General features: G+C 63.6%; 13 protein-coding genes and 1 pseudogene. 1 reads left to right on the plus strand and 13 read right to left on the minus strand.

Translation table 11 applies throughout. The annotated features are described in order from the left end of the window. Positions 1-30: 30 nt before the first annotated feature. From NTZ43_03405 to NTZ43_03435, 7 genes are all read right to left on the minus strand, one after another. A complete protein-coding gene (locus tag NTZ43_03405; GenBank protein MCX5766258.1) occupies positions 31-2178 on the minus strand; it encodes an AMIN domain-containing protein in 2148 nt (715 codons plus the stop codon). Then, positions 2175-2855 carry a hypothetical protein gene (locus tag NTZ43_03410; GenBank protein MCX5766259.1) on the minus strand — a complete coding sequence of 227 codons (681 nt, stop codon included), beginning with the start codon at positions 2853-2855 and terminating at the stop codon, positions 2175-2177. The genes NTZ43_03405 and NTZ43_03410 overlap by 4 nt, the downstream gene beginning before the upstream one ends. Then, positions 2855-3499, minus strand: coding sequence for a type 4a pilus biogenesis protein PilO (gene pilO, locus NTZ43_03415; GenBank protein MCX5766260.1), 645 nt, complete (start codon positions 3497-3499; stop codon positions 2855-2857). Before pilO ends, NTZ43_03410 begins: the two co-directional genes overlap by 1 nt. Before the next feature lie 2 nt (positions 3500-3501). Next, complete coding sequence (locus tag NTZ43_03420) at positions 3502-4257, minus strand: PilN domain-containing protein (protein ID MCX5766261.1); 756 nt, start codon at positions 4255-4257, stop codon at positions 3502-3504. 40 nt (positions 4258-4297) lie between these two features. Then, on the minus strand, positions 4298-5341 hold the full coding sequence (pilM, locus tag NTZ43_03425) for a type IV pilus assembly protein PilM (GenBank protein MCX5766262.1): 1044 nt from the start codon (positions 5339-5341) through the stop codon (positions 4298-4300). Between the two features lie 191 nt (positions 5342-5532). Continuing rightward, a complete protein-coding gene (locus NTZ43_03430; GenBank protein ID MCX5766263.1) occupies positions 5533-5952 on the minus strand; it encodes a hypothetical protein in 420 nt (139 codons plus the stop codon). Further along, the gene (locus NTZ43_03435) at positions 5942-6778 is read right to left on the minus strand and encodes a hypothetical protein (protein ID MCX5766264.1); all 837 of its coding nucleotides are present in this window, start codon (positions 6776-6778) and stop codon (positions 5942-5944) included. The genes NTZ43_03430 and NTZ43_03435 overlap by 11 nt, the downstream gene beginning before the upstream one ends. A gap of 173 nt (positions 6779-6951) precedes the next feature. On the opposite strand from NTZ43_03435, the gene NTZ43_03440 reads away from it, so the two are divergent. Beyond that, entirely contained in the window at positions 6952-7158 is a 207-nt protein-coding gene (locus NTZ43_03440) for a hypothetical protein (protein MCX5766265.1), read from the plus strand. 65 nt (positions 7159-7223) lie between these two features. On the opposite strand, the gene NTZ43_03445 is transcribed toward NTZ43_03440, so the two are convergent. The 6 genes and pseudogenes from NTZ43_03445 to NTZ43_03470 form a co-directional block, all read right to left on the minus strand. Beyond that, positions 7224-7601 carry a prepilin-type N-terminal cleavage/methylation domain-containing protein gene (locus NTZ43_03445; protein ID MCX5766266.1) on the minus strand — a complete coding sequence of 126 codons (378 nt, stop codon included), beginning with the start codon at positions 7599-7601 and terminating at the stop codon, positions 7224-7226. A gap of 474 nt (positions 7602-8075) precedes the next feature. Continuing rightward, positions 8076-8171, minus strand: a pseudogene (locus NTZ43_03450) (prepilin-type N-terminal cleavage/methylation domain-containing protein). A gap of 290 nt (positions 8172-8461) precedes the next feature. Next, positions 8462-10222 (minus strand): tetratricopeptide repeat protein, encoded by a 1761-nt coding sequence (locus tag NTZ43_03455; GenBank protein MCX5766267.1) that lies wholly within the window; start codon positions 10220-10222, stop codon positions 8462-8464. Beyond that, positions 10219-10905 carry a glycosyltransferase family 2 protein gene (locus NTZ43_03460; protein MCX5766268.1) on the minus strand — a complete coding sequence of 229 codons (687 nt, stop codon included), beginning with the start codon at positions 10903-10905 and terminating at the stop codon, positions 10219-10221. The genes NTZ43_03455 and NTZ43_03460 overlap by 4 nt, the downstream gene beginning before the upstream one ends. Before the next feature lie 235 nt (positions 10906-11140). Further along, positions 11141-12514 carry a sigma-54 dependent transcriptional regulator gene (locus NTZ43_03465; GenBank protein ID MCX5766269.1) on the minus strand — a complete coding sequence of 458 codons (1374 nt, stop codon included), beginning with the start codon at positions 12512-12514 and terminating at the stop codon, positions 11141-11143. Then, positions 12511-14202 (minus strand): ATP-binding protein, encoded by a 1692-nt coding sequence (locus NTZ43_03470; GenBank protein MCX5766270.1) that lies wholly within the window; start codon positions 14200-14202, stop codon positions 12511-12513. The genes NTZ43_03465 and NTZ43_03470 overlap by 4 nt, the downstream gene beginning before the upstream one ends. Positions 14203-14268 lie beyond the last annotated feature (66 nt).

Consider the following 14268-nt stretch of genomic DNA (forward strand, 5'->3'; position numbering starts at 1 on the left):
CCCTTGGAAGCTAATCAATCATGCGCCGACTTAGTTCTGCGGCTTGCCCGGGCGCACCACTTCGCCGTCGTCGACGATGTGGGGCGTGATCAGAATGAGCAGATCCTGTTTGCGCTCCAGCTTATCGGTGGACGAGAACAGACGGCCGATGAGCGGCAGATCCATGAGAATCGGAATGCCGGTCTTGTTGAGCGTGACCTGCGTCTGCGTGAGTCCGCCGATGACGGCCGTTTCGCCGTCGCCGACCAACACCTGGTTGGTGCTGTTGCGCTTATTGGTGGACGGACCCGCCGATGTAATGGCGGAGATCGTTTCGTGGTTGGCGTACACGTCCAGTAGCACCTGCCGATTGGCGGTGACGTGCGGCGTGACCTTGAGTTCGATACCGATTTCGCGCGTCTGAATCTGCGGTGCCACCGAGGTGATCTGCCCAGCAGGCACGGGCGGCGTGAGGAGGAACGACAGGGTAGAACCCGCGAACAACCGCGCTTCCTTGTTGTCGACCGTCGTGGTGCTCGGCTCGGCCTGCACATCGCTCAGCTGCACAGAGCTCAGTGCGTCGAGGAACGAGGTGAGGTTGAATCCGCCGAGCGCCATGTTGTAAATGAGCGATGTCGAGGCCGTTCCCTTGTAGGGACGGCTCGCGTTCGCGACCGCCGCAAAAGCATCGCCGGCGAGGTTCACGCGATAGTCGCCGGCAACCGGCGCACCACTCGCGTCAAAGTGCTGCACCACGGAGTTGCTGAAGCCGTTGGCGCTGCCGAGGTCGTACGAGATGCCGAGCTGTTCGGTGCCCGTGCGATCGACGGCGATGATTTTTGCTTTGATAGAAACCTGTGGCGTGCGAACGTCGAGATCCTTGATGTAGCTCTCGATGTCCGCAAGGCGCTGCGCGGTTTCGGTGATGATAATGGTGTTGGTTTTTTCTTCGGAGGTCACGGCGCCACGCGTGGAGCAAGACGCCGAGGACCCACCGCCCGCGGCTGCACCCGCAGCAGCCTGCGCCGCCGCTGCCGCACCACCGGATCCGCCACCGCCGCATCCTGCGGTGAGCAGGCTACGAACTGTGGTGGCCATCGCGTCGGCCTTGGCGTAGTTCACCTGGATCACCTTGGTGAGCAACGGCTCCACTTTCTCGCGGTCAGCGAGATTGGTGTAGCTGTCCACGGTGATAATGCCCGTGGCGTCTTCGAGCGCGGCGAGCCCCTGCGACTGCAGGATCTGTCGCAGCGCGACATCCCACGGCTTGTCGATGATGTCGCCCGTAAAGATGCCGTCGACCTGCTTGCCGATGATGATCGTGCGATTACTGAACTTCGCGAACGCGGTGATCACGTCGCGAATGTTGGTTTCCTGATAGGAGACGGTGATGTGGGCTTCATCGCCCACTGCCGGCTCGGCTTTGTTTTGCGAGCGCGCTCCGACCTTCGTGGGGGCGGGACGCGGCTCTGCTTTGACGCGGACCGGTTCTGGATCCGGGTCCTGCACGACCGGCGCGGGAGCGAGTTCGACCCGCTTCGCCACGGGCGCAGGAGCGTCTGTTTTCTTGGCGACGGGCGCAGGAGCGTCTGCTTTCCTGGTGACCGGCGCGGGAGCAACCTTTGTTGCGGCCGGAGCGGCCACGACCGGCGCCGGCTCGGTCACAACGGCTGGTGCCGCTACCACCGGAGCTACGACCGCGGGTGCCGCGGCAATCCCCGTAACGGAGGCCAGCGGCGCCTTGGGCTGCACTTTCCCACCGACGTGCCAGGCCGCGAAGCTCGCCGGTCCTACCACATTGACGGTCACATCCTTTTCGCCGCGCACCACGGTGTACTCACGCGTGGCGTCGAGATCGAGCACCACGCGCACCACGTCGGGCGAGCGCTGTGCATACCGAATGTTCATGATGCCACCGCGCGCGACCTTGTCGTAGGTGCGCGCCGAAATACCGAGCGTCGCCCCCTTGAGGTCCAGCACAATCCGGCGCGGATTCTCGAGCGTGAAGTCATTGACCTCCACGCTGCCGGCTACCGAGATCACCACCTGCGCCGCACCCGTGCCGGGCACGATACTGAGCGAGGTGACTTGGTTTGGTGCCGGTCGAACGCGCGCCGCGGCGTACGCAGGGCGCGCACCGGGCACGAGCGAAAGCAAAGTAGCCGCGGCGACGGCGGCCCGACTCCAGCGTCGCATCATGGAATTCTCCTTCCCGGCGCTCCGCCGGCTTTCCGCGACGTTCGGTTGAGCAGGAGGGTCTCCTGCCGACTAAAACCGAACTCGTCGATGTTCAACGTGATGCTTTCCTGACCGATCTTCGCCACTTTCATTCGGCCCAGGATATTTCCGGCTTTTACGCGATACGTCTCTCCGGACGTCGCGTCGAGCAACGACGCCACCGAGTTGCGCCCGGCGAGATCGTAAATGACTCCAATCAGTACCAGATCCGCCAGCAGTGGCCGGATTTCACTCGTCGCCAACAATGACATGAACGGATCACGCCGTCCGTCGTCGCTGTACGCGTACTCTTCGCGATAAAACGTCATCGGTGCTTTGCCAGTCTTGGGAGCCTCAGCACCTTTTGCTGCTGCGGCTTGCCCTGACCCAGGCGCGACATCAACACGCGGCTTGGCCGCACTCGGCGCACCAGCGGCGGCAGGAGCGGCCTTTGATTGTGGCGCAGACTGCGCGGCCGCGGCCGGCTGTTGCCTCTGCTCCGCCTTATCCGCGTTTTCAACGGCGCGCGACTGCGCGTTGGTTGCCGCTGCCGCTTTTTTTGCGGCGTCAATCGGTTTCTTAATAATCGGCGGCAGCTGAGCGGCCGCGTTCGCGCCGTACGCCACCACGAGCAAAAGGAGCAGAAGCAGGCGACGCATCACTTGCCCTCCTCCTTCGCCACCGGACCCGCGGCATCGGGCTTGGGAGCTGGCTTCTTCTTCGGCGGCGCTGTGCGGACCACGTACGTTTGAATTTCAAATGCGGCGGTCAGCGGCTGTGTGCCAGCTGCGGCGCGCGGATTCGCCGCCGCCGAGAGATTGAGCGACAGGTTGATCGGCGCCACAATACGACTGAGCGATCCGACGTTGGTCAACACGTTGCCAATGTCGTGGAAGGTGCCGGTGATTCTCAGTTTGTAGCGGTACGTGTCGAACATCTCGCCTTCGATCAGCGGTTCCGGTTCGACCGCGGCAATATCGAGTTTCGCGCGACGCGCCGCCGTCGATACCTGCTCGAGAAGCGACGGCACTTCGTTCTGCACCGGCACGAGCGTGCGGATGAGATCGAGATTCTCTCGGTAGGCGGCCGCTTCGGCCTTGATCTGCGCGAGCGTACCCTTGGCGAGCTGGCTCTTGGCTTTCTGATTATTGAGGTCGAGCGTATCCACATGCGCGGCGAGCGTGTCGAGCTCGACCGATTTGGGATCGTACACGTAGTACCAGAACGCACCCGCTCCGGCAAACGCGATAATCGCCACGAGGACCATCAACTGGTCACGCTGGTTGGTCGGGAGCAAGGCCATGGTTACCTCACCGCCACAGACAACGGCACGCGACGAATGGCCGCGGAGTCCGGTCGCTGCAACTGCATATCGAGCGTGAACTCCGTCGCTTCTTTATTGAACGGCTGCGCCATCACGGCCTCCGTCTTGGCCAGCGTGACACGCTCAATCCACGGCGACGCTTCGAGCTGCTTCATGAAGCGGGTGAGGGCCTGAATATCTACCGTCTGCCCCACAATACGGAACGACAGACGCGAGTTGGCCACGGCAGCGGAATCCGCTTCCTTGGCCATCTTGGATTTCTTTGCACCACCCGACAGCTGCGCCTCGGCTTCGACTTCGGCGCTGACGTTCGACACGGCGCTGGTTTGCGAGAGCGACTTGAGCCACGTGTAGGGCGGCAATGCGCGGCTCACTTCGTCCATGATGTGCGGCCACACATAGCGGGCGCCGTCAATCGCCTTGATGACCGCAATCTGCCGGACGATGGAATCGCGTGAGGCCTCGGCGGATGCCCGCTGAGAAATGACCGCAGAATAGCGCGCCGAGTCCTGGGTCGCCACGGCTTCGCGTTCCGTCAGCAAACCGGAGCGTCGCCCTTGGTACGTCCACATCCCACCGACCGCGAGCACCGCGAGGACGACGCTGGCCACCGCCGAAATCAGGAATGGATCCCTGATGCGCGACGCGAGATCGCCAACAATCGCACGCATGTCCACGGAGGACGTGCGACTGCGCTTCGTCTTCCGCGCGCCGGGGAGAAGGTTGATTTCAATCATAGGCCGCGAGGGACCGGAGTTCCCACGAGTATATGCACGTTCATTGGGGCTGGCGCAGTGCCAGTCCGATCGAGAGCATCAGCAGGGGCGCCACTTCGTCGGTGACGAGCGACTCGAGCGCCCCTTCGCGCACGGCGAGATTCGCCAACGGATTGGCGTGCTCCACCGGTAGCCGGAGACGCACGCCCAACGCCTCGCCAAGCCCCGGAATGCGGGAACCGCCACCACAGATGTACACGCTGCGCAGGTTCCCGGCGGAACGCGAACTCGATGCCAAGAACGCCGCGGCGCGCTCGACGCCCACCGCGATTTCCTCGCCACGTCCGTCCAGCACCGCATCCAAATGCGGGGACCTGTCATAGCCTTGAATCAGCTGGGACGCTTCGTCGGGTGAGAGTCCGCGGTCGCGCTGCAGATCTTCGCGAAAGCGCCGCGTCCCCACCGTGATGTCTCGGGTGAGAATCGGAATGCCATCGTCGAGGATGTTGATGTTCGTGACTTCGTGTCCAATGTTCACGAGCGCGACCACACCCTGCATCGCTTCGGGGTAGTTCAGCTCAAAGGCGTTGTGCAGCGCAAAGGCGTCCACATCCACCGCGACGGGGGTGAGACCCGCCTCGCCGAGGACGCGGAGCTTGGACTCGATCAGTTCACGCTTGGCCGCCACGAGCAGGACGTTCATTTCCATGCCGCCGGCATCGGGGTCGAGAATCTGGAAATCCAGTTCCACCGACTCCATATCGAACGGCACGTGCTGCTCGGCTTCCCAACGCATAAGTTCGCGCGCCTGCTGTTCCTTGACGCGCTCAATTTGGATTTTTTTGATAATCACGTCGCGACCGCCCACGGCTGTCACAACGTCGCGCGTGGTGACGCCCGCCGACTGCAGCGCCGCCATGATGGCCTCCGACACGATGGCCGGATCCATGATTTCCCCTTCGACAATCGCGTCGGCGAGGAGCGGCGCGATGGCCACTCGCACAAGCTCGGGCGCTGGCCCCGAATGATCGATCACAGCCACTTTGATGAGGCCGGAACCGATATCGAGACCTACTGTGTTCTTCTTCCGACCGAAAAGCGCCATTAAAGAAGCCACCGCCGAGGGGGGCCAGCCCTGGTCGCGCGAGCGCGCCACCAGCACTAACCGACTGAAACAGACTGCGCCTACCGAGCCGACACGCCCCCCAAGGCCTAGAGCTAGGCGGTGGGAGAATCGGGCCGTCACACAAACACGAGCGGAGTCACTCGGAAGTAACAGTGGGCACCGGTAGTGATTTATGGTAGCGGGGACCACCACCAACCTGAAATGGGCCTGAGACGTCCCTGGCCAGAAGCCGCGGCGACGGTATCCGCCTCTAGGCGAAAGAAGGTCACAGCTCCCCCCCGGGCCCGAGCCTGCCCCTCGCGTGATCGGGCCTGTGCGCTCACGCGAAAGAGCGAGGTGACCTCCGACCCGCCAAGCGGGACGGGATGCTGAACCCAGCCGCTGTCCACCGTCGCGCCCAGCATTGCGGCCAAAACCGTCTCGACTGCCGCCTGAGCACGCATCGCGGCGGTGCGGCCGGCCGCCGTGCGTACTTCCTGGAGCGTGGCATCGAGCAGCAAAGCGGCGAACATCGAGACCGTTACGAGGACGATGAGCACGAGGGGGAGCGCGATCCCGCCACGGGGCGTACGCCGAATGTTAGGGCGCACGGTCGCCAGTTCTCAGCGCAACTACCGCCTCACGTGATGCTCCGGCGCCGTCGCGCCTGGGTGTCGCGATCCAGGCGCGCACCGTGCGCTTTGCAGCATCAATCGTAAAAACCAACCCGCGCTCGCCAGGCGAAGCCAGCGGCCCCGCGACGGGCTGGGCGCTGCCGCAGACCACCAATGCAGAACAGGCGCGCCAACTCAACCCCCATGACCCATCCGTACTTCGCGTCAGCGCGTACCGACCGCGCCGGAACAACCGGATCGGCGCCCCGGTGCGCGCGGAGAGTGTGTCGCGCAGTCGAAGTACGAGGACACGCCGACGCGCGAGACTGTCGGCCAGCGACCGAAACCCGCCCGATGTGGAGCAACCGGCTCCGTCCGTGCGCCACTGTGTGCTGTCTACCAGGGTGGTGTGCCACCCCGCGGCGCGATCAAAGATCGCCGCGACATCGCCTGCAGAGGGCGTACTCCGGAGAACCGTGAGCGGCGTGGTGGCGCTGGGGTCATCGGTGGGCAGTACCCACACGCCTGGCGCTCCCACGCAGAGCACCGACACGCCAACGCCAGCGAGCAGGTCCGCTGCGGTGTCGCCGCGCACGACGATGGAGTCTGGCATGGCCGCCCGCAGTTCTCCTTCGAGAACGGCGGCCGCTTCGCGCAGCACTCGTTGGTCGGTATCGCTCGCGTTGGTGCTCCGGACATAGCGTTCTATCGCCACAAGCGCCGCACCGCCGAGCGCTGCGAGCAGCGCCGAGAGCGCGAGCGCCACCACGAGTTCTGCTACGGTGGCGCCGCGCCGGTGCACCGCAGCGGCTATTCGCGGCATGCGATGTCCGCGGTAGCTCCCGTCACGCTCCGGCCGGAAGCATTGCGCACGGTGTCGGATAGGCTCCATCGCGATACACCGCGTACAGCGCGCCACTCCTCGCTCCCCCAGGCGCCTCGCTCAATCGCCGAGCTGTCGGCAGTCCCACACTGTGAGGACAGCTGCTCAAGACGATGCCATACACGGTCAGCGGCGGCATCGCGTTGTGCAGCAACCACCCGCAGCCGACGATCGGCTGCGATCCCGGCAGCGAGTGCGCCAACGGAAACCGCCAGCAGCAGAAACGCGACCAGAACCTCGACCAACGTAAAACCGGCACGGCGCATGGAGTTCATGCGCGCAGCTTAGGCGCTGCCGCCGACCCGTCCATCACCCATTAAATGCACAGCGGGCCGAGCGATTGCGCTCGGCCCGCTGTGAAGTTGTGCGACCGTCTTGAAACAGCCTACTGGCAGACCGGCTCGCCTTCGTTCGTGGCGCCACTGCCGAGCGTGATGGTGCAGACCTTGGCGGTCGAACCGTGCGTCGCCTGGGCAGCCCAGCCAGTCGCCGTCGGGGTGCCGGTGATCGCGACCGTCACGCCGGAGCTAGCGCGGTACGCGGTGCCGAGCGCCGTCGTGCTGGCGCCATAGGAGCTGTTGTTATCGGAGAAGTAGGCTTCCTGCGCGGTGACGAGATTGCGAAGGTCGGACTTCATCGAGGCGATGTAGGCCTTTTCCTTGGTGTTCGCGAACTTCGGAATCGCAATCGCGGCCAAAATGCCGATGATGACGACGACGATGAGCAGTTCGATCAGCGTGAAGCCCTTGCGGTTGGACGACATGTGGTTCTGCTCCTGATGAAATGAAATGGGGGGCAACTTTTCTACCGAAGTTCCAACGAATGCTCGATCCTGAGAGACGGCCCCCAGCCCGCAAACGTTAGGTATCGGCCGTCAAACGATCGTTATAAAGCTCAAGCAGTGGTCCCCAATGTCCGGCCACATCGGAGAACGATGTGACCGGATCTCGAGGTCAGCTTACTGACAGACCGGCTCGCCTTCGTTCGTGGCGCCGCTGCCGAGCGTGATGGTGCAGACCTTGGCGGTCGAACCGTGCGTCGCCTTGGCAGCCCAGCCAGTCGCCGTCGGGGTGCCGGTGATCGCGACCGTCACGCCGGAACTAGCGCGGTACGCGGTGCCGAGCGCCGTCGTGCTGGCGCCATAGGAGCTGTTGTTATCGGAGAAGTAGGCTTCCTGCGCGGTGACGAGATTGCGAAGGTCGGACTTCATCGAGGCGATGTAGGCCTTTTCTTTAGTATTCGCGAACTTCGGAATCGCAATCGCGGCCAAGATGCCGATGATGACGACAACGATCAGCAGTTCGATGAGGGTAAAGCCCTTCTTGTTGCTCAGCATGGAAAGACTCCGTCGCGGTGAGGGTATAGCAGGGTCGGGAATACCGGCGCCTACGCGCCCATTCCGAGCACTATTGTTGCAAGGCGCTTGCCACGAGGAATGTGACGACGGAAGACATTGAGCAGTAACAACTTGCGTCAATTCGGACATTTCGCCCGACCATCATTCCCCACGGTGCTTCGCTTGAGGCATTGCAGATTGCGCGGACTGGTGTCGGTTATCTGACCGGTACTAGACAGAAGGACCGAGCCCCGGTAACTGCACCGCAAGTCCTTACACAGCAACGATTAACGATTCTTGGCGCGCGCGCCGCCCTTCCATTTGTTGGTGGCGTCCATTGAATCACTCGCCGCCAACGCACTGTCTGCACGGACAATCATGAACTCGAACGCTTTGCGATAGTAGCCGTTGGCAATCCCCGTTCTGGCCGCTGCGCGGGCGTTGCGCCACTGCGCGAGTTCCAGATAGCAGGCCGCCAACCCCACACTCGCGAGCGGGATGTCGGGATCGTGCCCGAGCGCGACCTTGTACGCGGGGATGGCCGCCTGGCAGACGTGCGCCTCGCGGTACTTGTGCGCGAGGTCCACCCACACGCCGTCGTACGACGGATTCAGTGCGAGCGCCATTCGCCACTCACGCTCCGCTTCAAGTGGACGCTTCTCGTCGAACAGCTGCCCGCCCTGGGCGTAATGTGCCTTAAAGTTGAGGGGCGCTTCGCGGAGGAGCGTGATGAACACCGTCTCGCTGTCCTTCCAGGTGTACTGCCGTTCGGCACTGCGCGAGAACCCGAGCGTCAGCAGCACGGCAAACCCCGCCGTGATGGCGAGTCGCACGTCACGACGCCGCCAGAACGACTGCGCCTCAATCCACGGCACCATCGTCGCAATGGCAATCACCACCCCAACGCTCGGCAACAAGAACGTGCGTTCGGCAATCAGAATGCCGGTGGCAATGAGAATGTTCGCCACCGGCGCCATGCCGAGGGTGACCCACCAGAGTCCGAAGGCCGCGATGCGGGCGCGCTGGTGCGCCACGAAAAAGAGAATCGCTACGCATCCGATGAACAACAGCCCCGGCAGATGCTCGATGTGCCACGTGTCGTGGATATGCACCGCTTGCGGCGAGTAATCGGCGTAGAGATTGGCGGGCCAGAGAAAGAGCCGTCCGAACTCCGGCGCGAGGCCGATCATCACCTTGGTGCGACCCGCCATGTCGAGCGCGGCAATCGACGGATGCGGTGTGTCGCCACCAAAGGCGCCAAGGAGGGACACGCGCACGGCAAGAAAAATGGCCGCGAAGAGCCCCATCCACACGAGGAGCGTGAAGAGTCGATCGGCGCGTTCGCGCCACGGGGCATTGTCTCGTACCACCAAGCCTTCTGCGGCTATGAGCAACGCGGGCAGAATGATCGCGTTTTCCTTGACCATCATGCCCACGAAGTACAGGCCGACAATAACGAACGCCGACTCTCGATTGAGCGGCACGCCGTCGCGTCGTCCTCGGAGGTAGACGATGACCGCGCTGAGCACGATGAGCGAGGTCCAGAGCTCCGCCTGCCCGACCACATTGCCCACTGCCTCGACATGCACCGGGTGCACCGCAAAGAGCGCGGCCGCTACCCATGCGGCGCGGCGCGGCAGCATTTCGAGGGCGAGCAGCAGCACGAGCACCGACACCGCGGCATAGAGCACAATGCTCACCGCGTGATAGATCAGCGGTGAGCCGTGGCCCACCACCCATTGCGTGGCGTAGACGAGGAGGGTGAGCGGGCGATACAGCGCCGCACCGCGCACGTTGGGCCAGTACGTCTCGCCAAAGAATCGCCACGCCTCAACGAGGGTGTGGACGCGCTTGTTCTCAACGAGAATCCAGCGATCGTCGTACGCGAATCCGTTGCGGAGCGAGGTGACGGACGCGAGCAGGGCGAGCGCGACGATGGACCACGCGAGCCACGGCACGTCATGTGGGGCCTCGCTCGGAATGGCCGCGACGGTCGGTGCAGGTGCGCGAACGGGCTCGGCCGCCGCTGGCGGCACAACTTCGCTCACGAGAACAAGTTGAAGCGCGTAATGTGCCAGACGGCGGCGACGCCGTCCTTCCACCCGATTTTTTTGCCCTCGGCGTAGGTGCGGCCGGAGTACGAGATGGGCACTTCAAAAATCCGGACGCGCGCTTTGGCGAGGCGCGCCGTGATTTCGGGTTCAAAGCCAAAACGGTCGGTGGTGAGGTGCAGCGAGCGGGCGAGGTCGCCGCGCACGGCTTTGTAGCACGTCTCCATGTCCGTGAGATTGAGGTCGCTCAGCATGTTACTGAACAGCGTGAGCAACGCGTTGCCCACCGAATGCCAAAAGTAGAGCACGCGGTGCGGACCACCAAGAAAGCGCGAGCCAAAGACCGCGTCGGCACGCCCTTCGATAATCGGCTCCAGCAGCCCCGGCCAGTCGGCGGGATCGTATTCGAGGTCCGCGTCTTGCACGATGACCACGTTGCCGGTGCTCGCGGCGAGCGCCGTACGAATGGCCGCGCCTTTTCCGCGATTGATCTCGTGGAAAATCAGTTGCTGAATGAGCCCTTCAGCCTTGAGGCGCGTGAGAATATCACGCGTGCCGTCGGTGGAGCAATCGTCCACACAGATGATCTCCATGCGCACGGGCACGTGCCGCACCTGTTCCAGGATGACCTCAATGGTGTTGCGCTCGTTGTAGACCGGAATGAGCACGGAGAGCACCAGCGACTCCGGCGCCATGGGCGTGCGGCCGCGCATGCGCGGCAGGGCATCGATGGCGTTTGCGGAAAGCGATCGCGATGGCTGAGTCATGGACGGTGGGGCTAGAGCGAAAGGGCGCCGTGCGGCGCTCCGTGGAATAATCGCGCAATCATCAAGGAATCACCACGGGAACTGACACGGCAATGCGAGAGACAGGCCGAAAAGCGAAATCGGCGGCCGACGGCGCTCCGGCAACGGCTCACGCGTCGACGCCGAACCGCGACAGCTTTCGGTGCAGCGTAGACGGGTCGATCCCGAGCACTTCGGCGGCCCGCGTTTTGTTGCCGGCCTCGCTTTGGAGCACCCACATAATGTAGGCCCGCTCAATGGTATCGAGCGTGGGGTTGGGCGCCGCGCGGTCGGATACCAGCGGCTCGCTCTTGCGTTCCGTAATGCCCTCGGGCAACGCCGCTTGATCAATGCGATCACCGCTCGTCAGGATCACGGCACGTTCGAGCGCATTTTCGAGCTCGCGCACATTGCCCGGCCATGCGTATGCCTGCATGGCGTCCATTGCGGCGTCGGAGCAGCGCTTGGGTGTTTCGCCGCGCTGCAGCGCTGAGCGGTCGAGAAACGCTTCGGCCAGTAGCGGAATGTCGTCGGGGCGCTGACGCAGCGGCGGAAGATGCAGCGCGATGACGTTCAAACGATAGAAGAGATCGCGACGGAAGTTGCCGCGGCGGATTTCTTCTTCGAGGTCGCGATTGGTGGCGGCCAAGATGCGCGTATCGATCGGTTGCGCATCGGTGGCACCCACGGGGATCACTTCGCGATGCTGCAGCACGCGGAGCAACTTGACCTGCGTGGCCGCCGTGGTCTCGCCGATTTCGTCGAGAAAAAAGGTACCGCCGGCTGCGGCAGTGAAGAGGCCAGACTTATCGCGATGCGCTCCCGTGAACGAACCCTTCACGTGACCGAACAATTCGCTTTCGAGCAACCCTTCGGGGAGCGCGCCGCAGTTGATCGACAGAAACGGACCCTGGGTGCGCTGCGACAGTTCGTGGATGTATCGTGCCACCACTTCTTTGCCGGTGCCGCTCTCGCCGAGAATGAGCACCGTGCTCTCGGTGGGTGCCACCGCTTCGGCGAGGCGGAGCACTTCGAGCCACTTGCGATTGTTGCCGATGGGCGCGCCGCTCGCGGCTTTGTCGCGGCGACGGATTTCACGCTTGAGCGTCGTATTCTCAATACGCAGCGTGCGATGCTCGGCGGCGCGACGGAGGATGGCGACCAGTTCGTCGTTACGAAACGGTTTTTGGATGTAGTAGAACGCGCCCTCGTTCACCGCTTGCATGGCCGACTGGAGCGTGGCTTGCGCGGTCATGAGGATGACTGGCGTATCGGGATCGTGTGCGCGCGCGGCCGCGAGGATGTCCACGCCGCTGACCTGCGGCATGCGGATATCGGTGAGCACGATGTCCGGCGCGAGCGCGGCAATCTGCTCGAGCCCCGCGCGCCCGCCGTGGGCGAGATGCGGCACGAACCCTTCGTTCCGTAGCAAAATGCCGAGCGTTTCGAGAATGCCCGATTCATCGTCAACGACGAGAACGCTCGGGCCTGGTCCGGTAGTCACTGCGAAACTCCAGGGTCGGTGGCGACCGGCAAGTAGACGGTAAAGCGGGTGCCCTGCGGCGTGCTGTCCACCAACACGAGCCCGGCGTGCGCCTCGACCGAGCGGTGCGTAATGGCGAGCCCGAGCCCGGTGCCACCGGGCTTGGTCGTCGTGAACGGTTCAAACAGGCGCGCCTGCACCTCGGCGGGAATCCCACTGCCCTGATCCTGAATGACAACGCCGAGCGCACCCGCGGGGAAGGCGACGCCGCTGGGCAGCTGCGAGGCGGAGGCGACCATCCCTTTCACCTGGACGACAGTGCCAGGAGCGGTCGCTTGTAGCGCGTTGAGGATGAGGTTGAAGAACGCCTGATGGAGTAGGTCTTCATCGCCCTGCATCGGAGGCAGGTGCGAGGGAATATCGAGCTCAACGGACGCACCTTCTGCGCAGTCTGGATGCTGACTGGCAACCGCCGCCGCCATGCGCACGACCGCATTGAGGTCCACCGCGTCGCGACGCGTCACGCGCACCCGCGCAAAGTCGAGAAACTCCGAGAGCAGCCGCGAGAGTCGGTCGCTCTCGCGGACGATTAATCCACCAAGGGTTCGTTCGTCGTCATTGGCCGCCGGCCGACGCGACATCTGTTCGACCGCGCTACGAATGGAGGCGAGTGGATTCTTGATTTCGTGCGCGAGCGACGCCGAAAGCTCGGCCACCGCTTCGAGGCGCTGCGCGCGCAAATGCAGTAACTCGAGGCGCTTCTGGTCGGAGATATCGTTGAAAATGGCGGTGGTGGTGCGCCACGCATTGTCGCCATCGCCTTCGGACGACGTGGTGGTGATCCCCACCGGGAAGGTTTCCTCGGCACGCACGACGAGGCCTTCGGTGCGCGAGGTGACGGTGCGCGAGACGATGGCCGCGCTGAGGGCGTCGGCCAGCACCGGCATGGCCGTGCGGAGCACGTCGAGAATCGGTTCCCCGATGCGCGTGCTGAGCGGAACGCCGATCAGTTCCTCGGCGAACGGATTCGCGAACAAGAGCCCGCCGGCATCGTCTACGGTGAGAATGCCGCTCCGGATATTGTCGAGAATGTCCTTTTCACGCAGCCGCACGCTCTTGAGTTCGGCGGCGAGTCGCTGGGTACCCTGCCCCGCCTCGCGCAGTCGCGCGCTGATGTACGCGGTAATGATGGCGACGGCGGAGAAGACGACGAGCTGCAACCAGAAGTCGAAGGCCAGCTGGCCGTCGGTAAACGAAATGGCATCGGCGAGGTAGATGACGATGCCCAACAGTGCGATGAGCAGAGCGCCGCCAATCGGAAAGAGCAGCGCGGCGCCAGCATTGACGAGGATGTAGAGCGCGGCAAAGCCCGAGCGCTCGCCGCCCGTGAGGTGCACCACGGCGGTCACGACGAGCAAGTCGACGATGCACTGCGAGTAGAGGAACGCCTCGCTGATCGGACGGCGCTGAATGTCGCTCCAGAAGAACGACGCGCTCGTGAAGCCGAAGGCGCCGACGAAACTCAAGGTGGCGACGAGCGTCTTCTGCGCGAGCGTGGTTTCGAAGCCGGCCAACGGCCACCACCAGATGGCGGCGATGAAAATGGCGGCGGCCACCGATAGGCGAGCGACATAAATCCAGCGCAGGAAGCGTCTGGGCTCCAGCACCGCCTGCCATCTGGTGTCAGAGAGCGAAAAGAATGTCGTCATGAACGCCCGGGGTGTATTGCAGAATGCCTCGGTAGCATTGTGGCCTCCGGTGTTGCATTTTGCAAG

It is taken from the genome of Gemmatimonadota bacterium, assembly GCA_026387915.1.
GTDB lineage: Bacteria > Gemmatimonadota > Gemmatimonadetes > Gemmatimonadales > Gemmatimonadaceae > Fen-1231.